A 15,784-nucleotide genomic window follows, 5' to 3' on the forward strand; every position below is an offset into this window, starting at 1 on the left:
CCAAGGCTTCCTCCTAAAAGAAAGCCTTGAATCACGTTCAATCTGATTTGAGAATCCCAAGAGTCCACACGGCCTAAAGTGCCTGCGCTGGTGAACGTATTTCGCCTCTGCGACAACCAACCAATATCGGGACTGGGAATCTTAAGGACTATGCGCGTGAGCGGACGTCGGATTTCGACATTGCAGACTGCAAGTGAACGGGCTTGGAAGATCGCGCTTCTGGCGACGGTAGGCACGCTCGGCGCCGCCTCGCAGGCCGATGCCGCGCTCTACTACTGGAATAACTATGATCCCAGCTACTACCAGCCCGAGCCGCAGATTCAGCCGCGGCGGCAGAAGCCCCGCAAGCCCGGTGCAAAGGCCGCAGCCCCTGAGAAAGACACCGGCATCAAGCCGCAGACGCCGCTGATCATCACGGTCTCGATCCATGACCAGAAGATGCGGGTCTTCGACGCCAACGGTCTCTTTGCCGAGAGCCCGGTCTCGACCGGCATGAAGGGCCACTCCACCCCGATGGGTGTCTTCAGCGTCATCCAGAAACACAAATTCCATCACTCCAACATCTATAGCAACGCGCCGATGCCCTATATGCAGCGGATCACCTGGTCGGGCGTCGCGATGCATGCCGGCGTGCTGCCCGGCTATCCGGCCTCGCACGGCTGCATCCGGATGCCGATGGCATTCGCGATCAAGATGTGGAATTGGACCAAGATGGGCGCACGCGTCATCATCACGCCCGGCGAGATCACGCCCGCTGCTTTCTCGCATCCGCTGCTCGCCACGCAAAAGGTGGGGCCGCAACCTGTTGCCGAAGAACCGAAGGTGGATGCTCCGCTCGGCGTCAAAGGCGACAAGGGCGACAAGGGCGCGGAGCTCAAGCCGGCCAACGAAACCGGTCTCGAGCTGCGCGCGACCGTGGGTCATGCCGAGCTGCAAACATCGCTGCGCGAGCAGACCCATACCGCGGACGCCAGCGGTGCGATGCCGGCCGACCGCCCCTCTCTCACGTTAGCTGGCGCGACCATCGCGAAGGCTGACGAGTCTTTGAAGAGCGAAGTCACAGGTGCTGCGCCCGATGAGGCGAAGGCGGAAACCGAAGCTGCACTCACCAAGACCGCCGCCGTAACCGCTTCCGACGCCGGGCTGGACGACAGCACGATCGGCGAAGCGAAATCAGCCGGCGAGCATCCGATCGAGATCACCGCCAGCACCGAAGCTTCGAAAACCGAAGCCGCTGCTGGTCAACGCGTGAAGGCCGAGACAACGGCCGAAGCGGTCAAGCAGGATGCGCCCAAGGTCGACGCCGCAAAATCGACCGAGCCCAAAGCTGCCGAGACAAAGGCTCCCGAGACAACGGCTGAGCCCGCCAAGTCGGGCGAAACACCTGCTGCCGACGTCAAGAAGGATGCTTCACGTTTGCCGGGCGCCGCAAAGCTCGATCAGCCGAAGCGGACCGGCCAGATCGCCGTTCTGATCAGCCGCAAGGATTCCAAGCTTTACGTTCGGCAGAATTTTGCGCCGCTGTTCGAGGTGCCCGTGGTGATCGCATCTGGCGACCGGCCGCTGGGCACGCATGTGTTCACCGCCCAGGTCGACAAGAGCGATCCCAATCTCCTGCACTGGTCGGTGGTCTCGCTGCCGACTGCACGCACAGCCGTGCGTCTCGAGGAAGATGCGTATCCGGGACGGCGCCGCCGCGCCGCAACCGCCGCCGCCGAGGTCAAGCCGCAGCCGCTCGCCAACAGCCCGGCGGAGGCGCTCGACCGCATCACCATCCCGCAGGACGCAATGGCGCGCGTCAACGAGGTGCTGACGTCAGGCGGCTCGATCATCGTCTCCGACCAGGGCATCAACCAGGGCGAAACCGGCGAAGGCACCGACTTCATCATCCCGCTGCGCTAGGCATCTCCGTAACGGCATGTTGAAAGCCACGCGCCGCTCGGCCGGGTTATTGTTCCGCGAATCTTCACGCCGAAGGGAGTGGCCATGATCAGCCGCAGGATTTTTGTCGCGGGTGCGGTAGCGGTATTGGCCGAACCTTTGTACTCCCGGAGCTTGCGGGCGGAGCCGGCGATGAGCCGGGTCACCGCGTATGCCTTCTCGTTTCCGGCGCTGCAGGGCGGCGACATCCGGCTTGCCGAGCATGCCGGCCGGCCGCTCCTGATCGTCAACACCGCCTCGCTCTGTGGCTTCACCCCACAATATGCGGGGCTGCAGGCCCTGTGGACGGAGTTCCGCGACCGCGGCCTCGTCATCATCGGCGTGCCCTCGAACGATTTCGGCAGCCAGGAACCAGGCGGGGCAAGCGAGATCGCCGAGACCGCGCATCACCAATATGGCGTCACCTTCCCGATGGCGGCCAAGGCCGTCGTGAAAGGCCCCAATGCGCATCCCTTCTACAGATGGGCTGCCGAGGCGCGCCCGAAGGATGTCCCGCGCTGGAACTTTCACAAATATCTGATCGGCCGCGACGGCTACATCGCCGACGTCTTCCCTGAGTCGGTTGCGCCGGAGGACACGAGGGTCAAGACCACCATCGCCCGGGCGCTGGCGGCGGCCTGATCCCTGCAATTTACCTGTGCAGGAAGTCAGCCTCCGTTGCATTGGCGGGGGGTGACCATCTAGGCTACTATTAGTTGGGGTGGGAGGCAGTTCGGGCGGGTATTGGATACCTTCATCCGCACGATAGCTCTAGGGAACACAGCCATGCGCATTGCGGCAGGTCTGATTTTTGCGGGTGTGGTTTCGCTGCTCTCGTCCACCGCGGTTTGGTCGCAGACTCCTCCCGCGGTCAAAGGTGCTCCCGTCGCCAAGGGTGCGAACGCTGCTCCAGCGCCTGCACAGCAGGCGGCCGCTCCGCAGGCGGCACCAGCGCCGGTTCCTGCGGCCGCCCCCGCGCAGCCACCGCAGCCCGCGCGCGCCGCTTGCAACAATCCGAACGCGCTCGGCGTCGGCCGCACGGTCGAGATCGACACGACAGGCGGACCCGGCTTCGGTTTCGAGCATTTCAAGCAGCTCGACTTCCTGCGCGACCACGAGGTGGTCCTCACCTTCGACGACGGCCCATGGCCGAACAACACGCCTGCCGTGCTGAAGGCGCTGGCGGACGAATGCACCACCGGCATCTTCTTCCCGATCGGCAAGCACGCGACCTACCATCCCGAGATCCTCAAGCAGGTTTACAATGCCGGCCACACGGTCGGCGCGCACACCTGGTCGCATGCCAACCTGAACAACAAGAAGCTGACGGAAGACCAGCGCAAGGACGAGATCGAGAAGGGCTTCGCTGCGGTCAAGTGGGCGCTCGGCGTCGCGCCTTCGCCGTTCTTCCGCTTCCCGGCGCTGCAGCATCCGCCGGAAATGGTGACCTATCTCGGCACCCGCAACATCGCCATCTTCTCCTGTGACCTCGACTCGTTCGACTTCAAGGCGAGCAAGCCGCAGACGGTGATCGACACCGTGATGAAGAAGGTCGACAAGCTCGGCAAGGGCATCATCCTGATGCACGACTTCCAGAAGCACACCGCGGAAGCCCTGCCCGAACTGTTGAGCCGGCTGAAGGCCGGCGGCTACAAGGTCGTGGCGATGCGCGCGAAAGCGCCGGTGCAGGTGCTGCCGCAATATGAGGAAGAGCTGGCCAAGGACGCCAAGCTGCCGACGGTGAGTGCGCGGCCGGTCAACAGCGTCGTGACGACGGTTTCGGAATAGCGCGCGAAGCGATCGTGCCGGCGTTGCGTTTCGAAGGCTATGTGATCGTCTCCGCCGATGGCCGGCTGGCCAGCGCCGATAACGTGATGCCGGACCAATTGAAGTTCGAGGGCGACAAGAGATTCTTCTCCGCCGCCCTCGACCGTGCCGACTTGATCGTGCATGGCCGCAATTCCTACGAGGACCAGCCGAACTCGCCACAGCGAAAACGCATCATCGTGACGCGCAAAGTGCGCGCCACCACGCCCGATCCCGCAAATCCGCAAGCCACGCTCTGGAATCCCGCCGGTGCCACGTTCGAGACCGCGAGCGCGCAAGCGGGCGTCACCTGCGGCACCGTCGCGATCATCGGCGGTCCCTCGGTGTTCGATATGTTCATGGACCGCTACGACACGTTCTGGCTGTCGCGGGCATCGCGGGTGAACCTACCGGACGGGGAGCCTTGTTTCCCCGGCGTCCCCGCCCGCTCGCCGCAGCAAATCCTTGCATCGCACGGATTGAAGCCAGGCGAGCCGCAAATCCTCGATGCGAACCAAGGCGTCACCGTCACGCCGTGGCGGCGCGACACAGCGTGAGGCTGCCGTAGCCCGGGTGAAGCGCCAGCGTAACCCGGGGCCGCTCGCAAATACGGATACCGCCGTCCCGGGTTACGCGTTCCGCTCCACCGGGGCTACAAGTCTCTCACGCATCGCCGTAGGCGGCCTCAGCGCTCCGCGGCGTGCGGCCGTAGCCGGCGAGGATGAACAGCGCGCCGATGATCGACAGGTTCTTCAGCGCCTCCATCAGCGTATGGGCGTTGTCAGGCGCCGGCTGATTCCAGAAATCGTGGAAGTAGAAGGTCGCGCCGACCACGAGGATGATGAGCAGGATCGAGAAGAAGCGCACCAGCCAGTTCAGCGCAATCATCAGGCCGGCAATGATTTCGAACGCGCCGACCGAAATCGCGATCAATTGCATGATCGGCATTGCCGCCAAGGTTTCAAGCTGGTGCGCATAGGGCGCCGCAATCTCGGGAATGGTGATCTTGGCTGCGAAGGAATCCGCGGTCGCCTGGATCGCCAACAGCTTGGTTGCTCCCGAATAGATGAACAGGACGGCGAACAAAACTCGTCCGAAAGCAATGAACCCCGGCATGGTCGTCCCCATTGATCGCAGTCGTGAACCGAGCCCGGAACGATTATGGTCGTTCCGCCTGCCGCGAGCAATTCGAATTCGTCTCCGCCTAGCCGAACAAGGTCGGCTGCGCGCGGACCGCACGCTCCTGCGCCTCGACGGCGGCGACCGCCGTCATGTTGAGGACACCGCGCGCCGTCACCGACGGCGTTAGGATATGCGCCGGCCGTGCCGGGCCGATCAGGATCGGGCCGACGGGAAGCGCGTCTCCCAGCGACTTGATCATCTGGTAGGCGATGTTGGCCGCATCGAGATTCGGCATGATCAGGATGTTGGCCTCGCCCTCCAGCTTCGATGCCGGCAGCACCAGGTCACGCACGGCCTTGGACAGCGCGGTGTCGCCCTGCATCTCCCCGTCGGCTTCGATCTCCGGATGCTTTTCTTTAAGAAGCTGCGTGGCGCGCCGCATCTTGCGCGAGGATTCGGTGTCGTAGCTGCCGAAATCCGAATGCGACACGAACGCGACCCTGGGCTTGAAGTTGAAGCGCTGGACGTGGATCGCCGCGAGCGATGCCATCTCCGACAGCTCTTCCGGGCTGGGATTCGGCCGTACCTGCGTATCCGCAATGAAATAGGCGCCCTTGGTCGAGATCATCAGCGCCAGCGCCGCGTAGTCGCTGACGCCAGGCAGGAAGCCGATGATCTCGCGCACGTGGCGCAGATGGCTCATGTAGCGGCCCTCGACGCCGCACAGCATGGCATCCGCCTCGCCGCGCACCACGGCGAGCGCCGCGATGACCGTGTTGTTGGTGCGCACCACCGTGCGCGCCGCATCGGGCGTCACGCCGCGCCGGCCCGCGACGTCAATATAGGACTGCACATAGGAACGGTAGCGCGGATCGTCCTCGGGATTGATGAGGTCGAAATCCTTGCCGGCCTTGATCGCGAGGCCGAAGCGCTTGATGCGGGCTTCGACCACCGAGGGCCGCCCGACCAGGATCGGCCGCGCCAGCTTCTCTTCCAGCACCACTTGCGTGGCGCGCAGCACGCGCTCGTCCTCGCCTTCGGCATAGATCACGCGCACCGGCTGCGTCTTGGCCTTCGCGAACATCGGCTTCATGACGAGACCGGAGCGGAACGCGAAGCGCTCGAGCAGGGCGGTATATTCGTCGAAATTCTTGATTGGCCGCGTCGCAACGCCCGATTCCATCGCCGCCCTCGCCACCGCCGGCGCGATGCGCAGGATCAGGCGCGGGTCGAACGGGCTTGGGATCAGCGAGCCGGGCCCGAAACCCTGCGTCTCACCGGTGTCGTAGCGCGACGCGACCGCGTCCGAGGGCGGATCGCGCGCGAGCTGCGCGATCGCGTCCACCGCCGCATGCTTCATCGCCTCGTTGATCGCGGTCGCGCCGACGTCGAGCGCGCCGCGGAAGATGAAGGGAAAGCACAGGACATTGTTGACCTGATTCGGGAAGTCCGAACGTCCGGTGCAGATCATGGCGTCAGGGCGCGCTTTCCGCGCCTCGTCCGGCATGATCTCCGGCACCGGGTTGGCGAGCGCCATGATCAGCGGATTCTCCGCCATCTGCTTTGCCATTTCCGGCTTCAGCACATTCGGCGCCGAGAGGCCGAGGAAGATGTCGGCGCCGCCGATCACGTCGGCCAGCACCCGCGCATCCGTCTTCTGCGCATAGACCGCCTTCCAGCGGTCCATCGAGGTGTTGCGGCCCTCATGCACGACGCCGTCGATGTCGCAGACCCAGATGTTCTTGCGCTGCGCCCCCATCGATACCAGAAGATTGAGGCAGGCGATCGCGGCCGCGCCCGCGCCGGAGCAGACGATCTTCACCTCGGACAACTTCTTGCCGTTCAACAGCAGCGCATTGACGATCGCAGCCCCGACGATGATCGCGGTGCCATGCTGGTCGTCGTGGAAGACCGGGATCTTCATCCGCTCCTTGAGCTGCGCCTCGATCTCGAAACACTCGGGCCCGCGGATGTCCTCCAGATTGATGCCGCCGAAGGTCGGCTCCAGCGCCGCCACCGTCTCGACCACGCGCTCGATCGTGTCGGCCTTGATCTCGATGTCGAACACGTCGATGCCGGCGAATTTCTTGAACAGCACCGCCTTGCCTTCCATCACCGGCTTTGAGGCCAGCGGGCCGATATTGCCAAGCCCAAGCACCGCGGTACCGTTACTGACCACCGCGACCAGATTCGCGCGTGCCGTCAGCGAGGCGGCCTCGGCGGGGTTCTTCGCGATCTCGGTGCAGGCGGCGGCGACGCCGGGCGAATAGGCGAGCGCGAGGTCGCGCTGGTTGGCGAGCGGCTTGATCGCCTGTATCTCAAGTTTGCCCGGGCGCGGCAACCGGTGATAGGCCAGCGCCGCCGAATGGAGATCTTCAGAAGAGGATGACATCGTACTCTCGCGTTTCCGGCCTCAAGCTCTTATTCTGTGCGGGTCTAACAAGGCCAGTTGTCCGGCAGATGGAGCCGGATGTGAAGCACGCCGGGCCCCCTCGATGCAACATCGGATCGCACTCCCGTCAACAGCCGCCCGGCTGCGCAATATTTGAAGCCATACCGCCCTTTCCTTCTCCGGTCATCCCCTTGAGAACATGGCAATTTGTCCCCAGGATGATCGGTAATTCGGAGCTGACCGGATGATACGGATATTGATCGGCCTGATCGCCGCGGTCGTGGTCGCCGCCGCCGGCCTGCTCGGCTTCAATCTCTACGTGCAGCATCGCATGACCAGCGGCATCGAGGCGGCCTTCGCGCAAGTCCGCGCCGCCGGCGGCAAGGCGAGCCATGGCAAGGTGACGGTGGATATGCTGGCGCGCACCGTCACGGTCGTGGACATCGTGGGCGAATCGGCGGCGCAGCCACCGGCGCGGCTGCGGATCGCGAGCCTGACCGCCACCGGCGTCCGCCAGCCCGACCGTGCCCGCATCTCGGCCGACAGCATCGAACTGACCGATATCGAGCTGGCAACCGAGGTGACCGACAAGGTCCCGGCCAAGGTCACCTACAAGGTGCCGCGCTTCACGGTGAAGGATTATTCCGGCCCCTCCACCCCAGCGCAACTGCCGGCCTCGGAATCCCTGCTCGACATCTATCGCTTTGCGCTTCAGCAGTTCACCGGCATCGCGGCCTCGTCGGTTATAATCCCCTCGGTGACCGGCACGATCAATGGCGGCGCGGCGACGCCTGATGGTGGCGAGTTCGCCTATTCGGGCGTTACGCTGCAGGACATCAGGGATGGCAAGGTCGCCAGCACGAAAGCGAACGGATTCACCTTCACGGTGAACACGCCGCAGGCGGGCAAGCGCGAGAAGCTCACCGGCACTCTCTCCAATCTCGTGGCCCATGATTTCGACGCTGCGGCGGCCGGCACGGTGCTCGATCCCGGGAGGTCGAATGACGACAGCTATCACCGCATCTACCGGCAAGTCTCGGCCGGCCCCTATGTGCTGGCCACCGACCGGGGCATGCGGGCACAGATCGATAGCATCACCGTCGACGATATCGCGGTGCGGCCGTCAAAGCTGCAACTGGCAGCGATCCTCGCGCTGATGCCGCAGCCCGGAGCCGGCCCTCCGACCCAGGCCCAGGCGCGCGAGATCATGGAGAAGATGGCCGGCGTCTATGAGGGCATTCGCATCGGCAATGCGGAATTGCGCGGACACACGATGCGGACGCCGCAGGGACCTTTCAAGCTGGCGGCGATCCGCGCCAATCTGGAAAACGGCCGCGGCCAATTGGCGCTTGAAGGCCTGGACGTCGAGACGCCAAAGGGGCCGTTCAGGTTCGACCGTCTTGCGCTGAATTCCTTCGACATCCCGCAATTGATGCGCTTCGCGGCGCGTGCCAACGCCGAGCCAAAGCCCACGCCGGATGAAATTTTCGGTCTGTTCAGAGTGTTCGAAGGCGTCGAGGTCAAGGGCGCCGCCACGCCCTTCCGCGACACCAACAAGCTCATCAATATCGACACCATCAGCCTGGGCTGGGGCCAGTTCGTCGGCCCCGTCCCAAGCAAAGCGCATCTTCTGGCGAAGCTGAACGTCCCGATTGATGCCACCGATCCGGCGATGCAGCCGTTTGTCGCGGCCGGCATCGACCGGGCGGCCATCGACATCGATCTCGGCGCCGGCTGGACCGAACAGTCCGGCGCCTTCGTGCTCGCGCCCGCAAGCCTCGAAATCGGCAACCTGCTGAAGGCATCGGCCCGCATTGCGCTCGCCAATGTGCCCCGAGCCGTGTTCTCCACCGATCCGGTGCAAGCAGCGAGCCTCGCCGGCCAGATTGAGGCCGGAGCCATCGAGCTCAGCTTGCGCGACAGCGGCTGCGTCGATCTTGCGGTTGCGCAATATGCCCGCGCCCAGAACGTCAGTCGCGAGGCGGCGAGAGGCGCCATCATCGACCAGATCAAGGCGTTTGGCCAAACCATCGCCGCCAATCCAGATGCGACTGCAGCAGTGGACGCCGTGATCCGCTTTGTCGAGAGCCCCGGACAAACGCTGATCATCAAGCTGACGCCCCGCGGCAAGGTGCCGGGACTCCAGCTCGTTCAGCTCCTCAAGACCGACCCGCTGATCGCGCTCGCGCAATTCCACGTCGAGGCCTCGACGGGACTCTAAATGCTGCCGTAGCCCGGGTGAAGCGCCAGCGTAACCCGGGACCGCTCGTAAACTCCGACGCAGATGCCCCCGGGTTACGCTGGCGCTCCACCCGGGCTACGCGCATCACTTGTTCGGCAGGTTGACCCTGACGTGAAGCTCGCGGAGCTGCTTCGTCGTGGCTTCCGACGGCGCGCCCATCAGGAGATCGACGGCCTGCTGGTTCATCGGGAACAGCGAGATCTCACGCAGGTTCGTGGTGCCGCACAACAGCATCACGATACGATCGAGCCCCGCCGCCATGCCGCCATGCGGCGGCGCGCCGTACTGGAAGGCCCGGTACATGCCGCCGAAGCGCTCGACCACGTCCTCTTCGCCATAGCCCGCGATCTGGAATGCCTTCACCATCGCTTCCGGCTTGTGGTTACGGATGCCGCCAGAGGCGATCTCGTAGCCGTTGCAGGCGATGTCGTACTGGAACGCCTTGATGGTCAGCGGATCCTGCGTCTGCAGCGCTTCCAATCCGCCCTGCGGCATCGAGAACGGGTTGTGCGAGAAATCGACCTTCTTGTCTTCCTCGTTGTACTCATACATCGGGAAGTCGACGATCCAGGCGAGCTCGAACCGGTCCTTATCGATCAGGTTCAATTCCTCACCGAGCTTGGTGCGCGCAAGGCCGGCGAACTTCCAGAACTTGTCGGGCTCGCCGGCAACGAAGAACGCCGCATCGCCTTCCTGCAGCCCGAGTTGTTCGCGGATCGCCGCAGTGCGTTCGGGGCCGATGTTGTTCGCAAGCGGACCCGCGCCCTCGCCGCCTTCGCGCCAGAAGATGTAGCCGAGGCCGGGCTGCCCCTCGCCCTGCGCCCAAGAATTCATGCGGTCGGCGAACGCGCGGCTGCCGCCGCCCTTGGCCGGGATCGCCCACACCTGGTTCTTCGGGTCCTCGAGCATTCGCGCGAACACCTTGAAGCCGGAGCCGCGGAAATGCTCGGAGACCTCCTGCATCACGATCGGGTTGCGCAGGTCGGGCTTGTCGGTGCCGTATTTGCGGATCGCCTCCGCAAACGGAATCCGAGGCCAGTTCTTCGTCACCGGCTTGCCCTTGGCAAAATCCTCGAACACGCCTGTGATGACCGGCTCCATCGCCGCGAACACGTCTTCCTGCGTGACAAAACTCATCTCGACGTCGAGCTGGTAGAATTCGCCCGGCAGGCGGTCGGCGCGCGGGTCCTCGTCGCGGAAGCAGGGCGCGATCTGGAAATAGCGATCGAAGCCCGACATCATGATCAATTGCTTGTACTGCTGCGGCGCCTGCGGCAGCGCGTAGAATTTCCCAGGATGAATGCGCGAGGGCACCAGGAAGTCGCGCGCGCCCTCCGGCGAGGATGCCGTCAGGATCGGCGTCTGGAATTCGAAGAAGCCCTGCTCCTTCATCCGCTTGCGCATGGAATCGACGACCGCGCCGCGGGTCATGATGTTCTGGTGCAGCTTCTCGCGACGCAGGTCGAGGAAACGGTACTTAAGCCTTATGTCTTCAGGATATTCCTGCTCGCCGAACACCGGCAGCGGCAGCTCGGCGGCGGGGCCGAGCACCTCGATCTCGCTGACATAGATCTCGACCTGTCCGGTCGGAAGTTCCGGATTGTCGGTACCCTCGGGGCGGCGGCGGACCTTGCCGTCCATCCGCACCACCCACTCCGAGCGCAGCTTTTCGGCATCGTGGAACGCCGCCGAATCCGGGTCCGCCACGCATTGGGTGATGCCGTAATGGTCGCGCAGGTCGATGAACAGCACGCCGCCATGGTCGCGAACGCGATGGACCCAGCCGGAAAGGCGGACCGTCTCGCCGATATGGCTCTCGCGGAGCGCGCCGCATGTATGTGACCGGTAGCGATGCATGGACTTCCCAAACAGATGTCGGAGGGTTCGAATCGGGCGGCCAACGGCCTGCCCGATTTTGCGGGTGGGTTTACCCGAGGCCGCGAGGGGCGGCAACCAAGGGAACGCCCTGATTTGCGCCCGAACCGGACATTTTCGGCCCCGACGGCGCGAAGTGTTTGCCTATTCGAGGCCTGCGCCTATCTTTAGGCCATGACGGTGCATTTCCCCTTCCAGAACACCTATGCGGCGCTGCCGGCGAACTTTTTCGCCCGCGTTGCGCCCACCCCGGTTGCCGCCCCGCGCCTGATCAAGCTCAACCGGCCGCTCGCGGTTCAACTCGGGCTTGATCCGGACCTGCTGGAAACCCCGGAGGGGGCGGAAATCCTTGCCGGCAAGCGCCTGCCCGAGGGCGCTGACCCGATCGCGATGGCCTATGCCGGCCACCAGTTCGGCCAGTTCGTTCCGCAACTCGGCGACGGCCGCGCCATCCTGCTCGGCGAGGTCATCGACCGGGACGGCGTCCGCCGCGACATCCAGCTCAAGGGTTCCGGCCCGACCCCGTTCTCCCGCCGCGGCGACGGCCGCGCCGCGCTCGGCCCAGTCCTGCGCGAATACATCGTCAGCGAAGCGATGTTCGCACTGGGTATTCCGACCACGCGTTCGCTCGCCGCCGTCATCACCGGCGAGCATGTGATCCGCGAGACCGCGCTTCCCGGCGCCGTGCTGACGCGGGTGGCGGCGAGCCATGTCCGCGTCGGCACCTTCCAGTTCTTCGCCGCGCGCGGCGACACCGATGGCGTGCGCGCCCTCGCCGACCATGTGATCGCGCGGCACTATCCGGAGATCGCGAAGGCGGATCGCCCGTATCACGCTTTGCTCGAAGGCGTCGTCGCGCGCCAGGCGGAGCTCGTCGCGCGCTGGCTCCTGATCGGCTTCATCCACGGCGTGATGAACACCGACAACACCTCGATATCGGGCGAGACCATCGACTACGGCCCCTGCGCCTTCATGGACGACTACAACCCCGCGCAGGTCTACTCCTCGATCGACGAGATGGGCCGCTACGCCTATGGCAACCAGCCGCGGATCGCGCTGTGGAACCTGACGCGTCTCGCCGAATGCCTGCTGCCGCTGTTCTCCGACGACCAGGAGAAGGCGATCGAACAGGCGCAATTCATCCTCGGCGACTTCTCCGAGAAATTCAGCGCGGCCTATGCAGCCGGTCTGCGTCGGAAGATCGGCCTGTTCACCGAACGCGACGGCGATGAGGCGCTGATCGAGGGTTTCCTGGACGCCATGGCGAAAAACCAGGCCGACTTCACCCTCACCTTCCGCCGCCTTGGCGACGCAGCCCTGGATGCATCAGCCGACGAGAACGTCCGCGCGCAGTTCATGGATCCCACCGCCTTTGACGAATGGGCCAAGCGCTGGCGCGAGCGTCTCGCCATCGAGCCGCAAACCCCGTCCGAGCGCCAGTCCGCCATGCACGCCGTCAACCCCGCCTTCATCCCGCGCAACCACCGCGTCGAAGCGGTGATTGCGGCCGCGACCAACGACGACAACTACGCACCATTCGAAGAACTGTTGACGGTGCTGTCAAAGCCCTACGACGACCAGCCGCAATACGCGGCTTACGCCGCCCCGCCGCTGCCCGATCAGCGCGTGCTGCAAACCTTCTGCGGAACGTGAGAAGGCCCCTTCCGGTCATTCCGGGGCGATGCGTAAGCATCGAGCCCGGAATCCATTTCGCCGCTGGCACAGGCGGCCCAATGGATTCCGGGCCTGCGCCTCACGGCGCATCCCGGAATGACGGGCAGTTGTAGGGTGGGCAAAGCGCAGCGTGCCCACCATCTCGAGCAAACTGCTGATGGTGGGCACGGCGCGCAGAGCGCCTTTGCCCACCCTACCAATTGCTCATCCTACAAATCACAAAACTAAATTCTTAAGGCGGGGCCCGGTGTGCCTGGGAGTCCGAGCCCCATAACCTCAACAACCTAGCCGCCAAGCTGTTCGGCTACATCAACACTTTAGCGCAGCGGGCCCACACGCTATTGATTTGCCGCAACTGCGGGCGAGCGTTTCTGAATTGCGAGCGATCGCCGATCCCGATCCGGCTCTTGCATCGATCACCTCGCGGAGGCTTGTTGTAGGACACTCTCCGAATATGCTCCGATGCAAGAGATACAGCTCGATCGAACTTCGGCTCCGCTGATGGGAATTCTGGACGATGAACATTGAGCGGATTTCAGACAGCGAAGCCAAACCTTCGCGCCCGCGCACGGGCTCGCCGCTCGAAGTGCTCCTTGTCTTCCTCAAGCTCGGGCTGACGTCGTTCGGCGGTCCGATCGCCCATATCGGCTATTTCCGCAGCGAGTTCGTCGAGCGCCGCAAATGGCTCGACGAACAATCCTATGCGGACCTCGTGGCGCTCTGCCAATTCCTGCCCGGCCCGGCAAGCAGCCAGGTCGGGTTCTCGCTCGGATTGATGCGCGCAGGTTATCGCGGCGCGCTGGCGGCATGGACGGGCTTCACGCTGCCATCAGCCATAGCACTCCTGCTGTTCGCCTATGGCGCCAGCGCATTGAGCGGGCCGGTCGGGACAGGACTGGTGCACGGCCTGAAACTCGTGGCAGTCGCGATCGTAGCTCAAGCGGTATGGGGCATGGCGCGGACGCTGTGTCCGGACCGGGAGCGCGCCTCGATCGCGACGATCGCGGCACTCTTCATCCTGTTCAGCACGTCATCGGTGGCACAGATCGGCGCGATTCTGCTCGGCGGCATTGCCGGACTATGGCTCTGCCGCGCCGCGCAGCCGAGCGGAACAAGCCATTTCGCCGTGCCGGTGTCGCACGCCGCCGCCCTCACCGCGCTGGCAGCGTTCCTGGTCCTGCTCGTCGGCCTGCCGATCCTGGCCCGGCTGTGGCCGTACGCGGGCATTGCCTTGTTCGACGCCTTCTATCGCTCCGGCGCGCTCGTGTTTGGCGGCGGCCATGTCGTGCTGCCGCTGCTGCGCGAGGCAGTGGTGACGCCGGGCTGGGTCGGCGACGACGTGTTCCTGACCGGCTATGGCGCGGCCCAGGCCGTTCCCGGACCGCTCTTCACCTTCGCCGCCTATCTGGGCGCCGTCGTCAAGACGTCGCCGCACGGCATCGCCGGAGCCATCATCGGCTTGCTCGGCATATTCCTTCCGGGCGTCCTGATCCTGCTGGCAGCGCTGCCGTACTGGGACAGCTTTCGCAAACGTGCCAGTGCCCAGGCGATGATGCGCGGCGTGAACGCGGCGGTCGTCGGCATCCTGGGCGCGGCGCTCTACAATCCGGTATGGACCAGCACGGTGCAGACGCCCAGGGATTTTGCGATTGCCCTCGTCGGATTCGTGCTGCTCATGGCCTGGCGCGCACCACCGCTCGTGGTCGTCGCCTTCAGCGCTATCGCGGGAATAGGCGCGGCGATCCTGTGATGCCTCTGTCAGCGCCGGCTCGGCTCGTTATGAGCATGTTCCATCGCTCGACCAGTGTTTCCCCGGATAGGATTTCGGTCGCCTTCGTGTTTTAGGGTAAGGCGTTCATGTAGGCATATTTACGTGCGCCCGGCAGCCAACGCTGCCGGGCTATTCGTTTGGAAGCATCGAAGAATCTAGGCCGCCTTCTGCAGCGGATAGGTCTGCAGGCACCGCGCCGACAGCGCGCAGCCGCAATCATGCATGGTGCTGCGCTCGATGACGAAGCGGCGCTTCTCCAGCGAGGCACGCAGGCTTTCGTTCACAGCGGCCTTCTGGGCATCGACCCAGACCACCAGCACGCCGCTGGCACTCAGGCAATTCACCAGCCAGTCCAGCGTCGCCTCGAGTGTGCGCAACGGGCGTCGGCGCCAGTCGACAAAAGCGACATCGTACTGACCGGCGGGGCGCCCGCAATTGCCCGTCGCGGCCGCGCGCGAATAGCCGCGCCGCTGAAGCTCCAGCATCAATTCAAAGCTCTTGGAGCCGGCGACGACGATGCGGTGCTGCATCGAGCAGCCCGCCAGTTGGATCATCGGATCAATGATCCTGTCGCCAGTGCCAACCTGAAGGGAAGACATGACATCACCTATTCCATTCGCTCTCGCGCCCGCGCGAGTCGGGCCGCACCTCGGATGTGCGCAATATCTTCACAGCCGGATATGATTTCGAGAGCGACCGACCTGCTGCCGTATATGCGCCGCATAGGGGCGCCTAACCGCAGCCGTAGGATGGGCACTCACTATCCCCTCACCCTGAGGAGGTCGCGAAGCGACCGTCTCGAAGGGCGAGGCCACCCGCGGGGCCTCACGGTTCTCAAGGCGATGCGGAGCATCGTCCGGGGACGCGCGGAGCCTGTGATCGGGCCGCGCTTTGCGCGGACCCGTTGGCGGTGTGCCGAGTATGAACGACAGCTTGGAGGTGGAAGTCCTCTATCCAGCCTGATGACGGCGAAGGATTAGCG

General features: G+C 64.5%; 11 protein-coding genes. 7 read left to right on the top strand and 4 right to left on the bottom strand.

Features of this window, described 5'->3' with window-relative positions; genetic code table 11:
* Positions 1–150 precede the first annotated feature (150 nt).
* From AAFX91_RS28475 to AAFX91_RS28490, 4 genes are all read left to right on the top strand, one after another.
* Entirely contained in the window at positions 151–1,902 is a 1,752-nt protein-coding gene (locus tag AAFX91_RS28475) for a L,D-transpeptidase family protein (RefSeq protein ID WP_394568854.1), read from the top strand.
* An 84-nt stretch (positions 1,903–1,986) separates the two neighbouring features.
* Positions 1,987–2,562, top strand: a complete 576-nt coding sequence (locus AAFX91_RS28480) for a glutathione peroxidase (protein WP_394568855.1) — start codon at positions 1,987–1,989, stop codon at positions 2,560–2,562.
* A 144-nt stretch (positions 2,563–2,706) separates the two neighbouring features.
* A complete protein-coding gene (locus AAFX91_RS28485) occupies positions 2,707–3,708 on the top strand; it encodes a polysaccharide deacetylase family protein (RefSeq protein ID WP_130579523.1) in 1,002 nt (333 codons plus the stop codon).
* Between the two features lie 14 nt (positions 3,709–3,722).
* Positions 3,723–4,283, top strand: coding sequence for a dihydrofolate reductase family protein (locus tag AAFX91_RS28490; RefSeq protein ID WP_394568856.1), 561 nt, complete (start codon positions 3,723–3,725; stop codon positions 4,281–4,283).
* Between the two features lie 106 nt (positions 4,284–4,389).
* Here the strand turns inward: AAFX91_RS28490 and AAFX91_RS28495 are convergent, their stop codons facing one another.
* Together AAFX91_RS28495 and AAFX91_RS28500 are read right to left on the bottom strand one after the other, a co-directional pair.
* On the bottom strand, positions 4,390–4,842 hold the full coding sequence (locus AAFX91_RS28495; protein WP_394568857.1) for a DoxX family protein: 453 nt from the start codon (positions 4,840–4,842) through the stop codon (positions 4,390–4,392).
* Positions 4,843–4,930: 88 nt separating this feature from the next.
* On the bottom strand, positions 4,931–7,240 hold the full coding sequence (locus tag AAFX91_RS28500; protein ID WP_394568858.1) for an NADP-dependent malic enzyme: 2,310 nt from the start codon (positions 7,238–7,240) through the stop codon (positions 4,931–4,933).
* A 244-nt stretch (positions 7,241–7,484) separates the two neighbouring features.
* Here AAFX91_RS28500 and AAFX91_RS28505 point away from each other — a divergent pair, with 244 nt between their 5' ends.
* Positions 7,485–9,461, top strand: a complete 1,977-nt coding sequence (locus AAFX91_RS28505; RefSeq protein ID WP_394568859.1) for a hypothetical protein — start codon at positions 7,485–7,487, stop codon at positions 9,459–9,461.
* 105 nt (positions 9,462–9,566) lie between these two features.
* Here the strand turns inward: AAFX91_RS28505 and aspS are convergent, their stop codons facing one another.
* On the bottom strand, positions 9,567–11,339 hold the full coding sequence (gene aspS / locus AAFX91_RS28510; protein WP_394568860.1) for an aspartate--tRNA ligase: 1,773 nt from the start codon (positions 11,337–11,339) through the stop codon (positions 9,567–9,569).
* Between the two features lie 192 nt (positions 11,340–11,531).
* On the opposite strand from aspS, the gene AAFX91_RS28515 reads away from it, so the two are divergent.
* Both AAFX91_RS28515 and chrA read left to right on the top strand, forming a co-directional pair.
* Positions 11,532–13,010 carry a YdiU family protein gene (locus tag AAFX91_RS28515; RefSeq protein ID WP_394568861.1) on the top strand — a complete coding sequence of 493 codons (1,479 nt, stop codon included), beginning with the start codon at positions 11,532–11,534 and terminating at the stop codon, positions 13,008–13,010.
* 538 nt (positions 13,011–13,548) lie between these two features.
* A complete protein-coding gene (chrA, locus tag AAFX91_RS28520; RefSeq protein WP_394568862.1) occupies positions 13,549–14,781 on the top strand; it encodes a chromate efflux transporter in 1,233 nt (410 codons plus the stop codon).
* A gap of 176 nt (positions 14,782–14,957) precedes the next feature.
* On the opposite strand, the gene AAFX91_RS28525 is transcribed toward chrA, so the two are convergent.
* Positions 14,958–15,401, bottom strand: coding sequence for a hypothetical protein (locus AAFX91_RS28525; protein WP_394568863.1), 444 nt, complete (start codon positions 15,399–15,401; stop codon positions 14,958–14,960).
* Positions 15,402–15,784: the final 383 nt, after the last annotated feature.

Source organism: Bradyrhizobium sp. 31Argb, from assembly GCF_043638955.1.
GTDB lineage: Bacteria > Pseudomonadota > Alphaproteobacteria > Rhizobiales > Xanthobacteraceae > Bradyrhizobium.

Bases quoted from the DNA above. Each gene is read 5' to 3' on its own strand.
- AAFX91_RS28475 (WP_394568854.1), top strand. From the start codon at position 151: ATGCGCGTGAGCGGACGTCGGATTTCGACATTGCAGACTGCAAGTGAA.
- AAFX91_RS28480 (WP_394568855.1), top strand. From the start codon at position 1,987: ATGATCAGCCGCAGGATTTTTGTCGCGGGTGCGGTAGCGGTATTGGCC.
- AAFX91_RS28485 (WP_130579523.1), top strand. From the start codon at position 2,707: ATGCGCATTGCGGCAGGTCTGATTTTTGCGGGTGTGGTTTCGCTGCTC.
- AAFX91_RS28495 (WP_394568857.1), bottom strand. From the start codon at position 4,842: ATGCCGGGGTTCATTGCTTTCGGACGAGTTTTGTTCGCCGTCCTGTTC.
- AAFX91_RS28500 (WP_394568858.1), bottom strand. From the start codon at position 7,240: ATGTCATCCTCTTCTGAAGATCTCCATTCGGCGGCGCTGGCCTATCAC.
- AAFX91_RS28505 (WP_394568859.1), top strand. From the start codon at position 7,485: ATGATACGGATATTGATCGGCCTGATCGCCGCGGTCGTGGTCGCCGCC.
- aspS (WP_394568860.1), bottom strand. From the start codon at position 11,339: ATGCATCGCTACCGGTCACATACATGCGGCGCGCTCCGCGAGAGCCAT.
- AAFX91_RS28515 (WP_394568861.1), top strand. From the start codon at position 11,532: ATGACGGTGCATTTCCCCTTCCAGAACACCTATGCGGCGCTGCCGGCG.
- chrA (WP_394568862.1), top strand. From the start codon at position 13,549: ATGAACATTGAGCGGATTTCAGACAGCGAAGCCAAACCTTCGCGCCCG.
- AAFX91_RS28525 (WP_394568863.1), bottom strand. From the start codon at position 15,401: ATGTCTTCCCTTCAGGTTGGCACTGGCGACAGGATCATTGATCCGATG.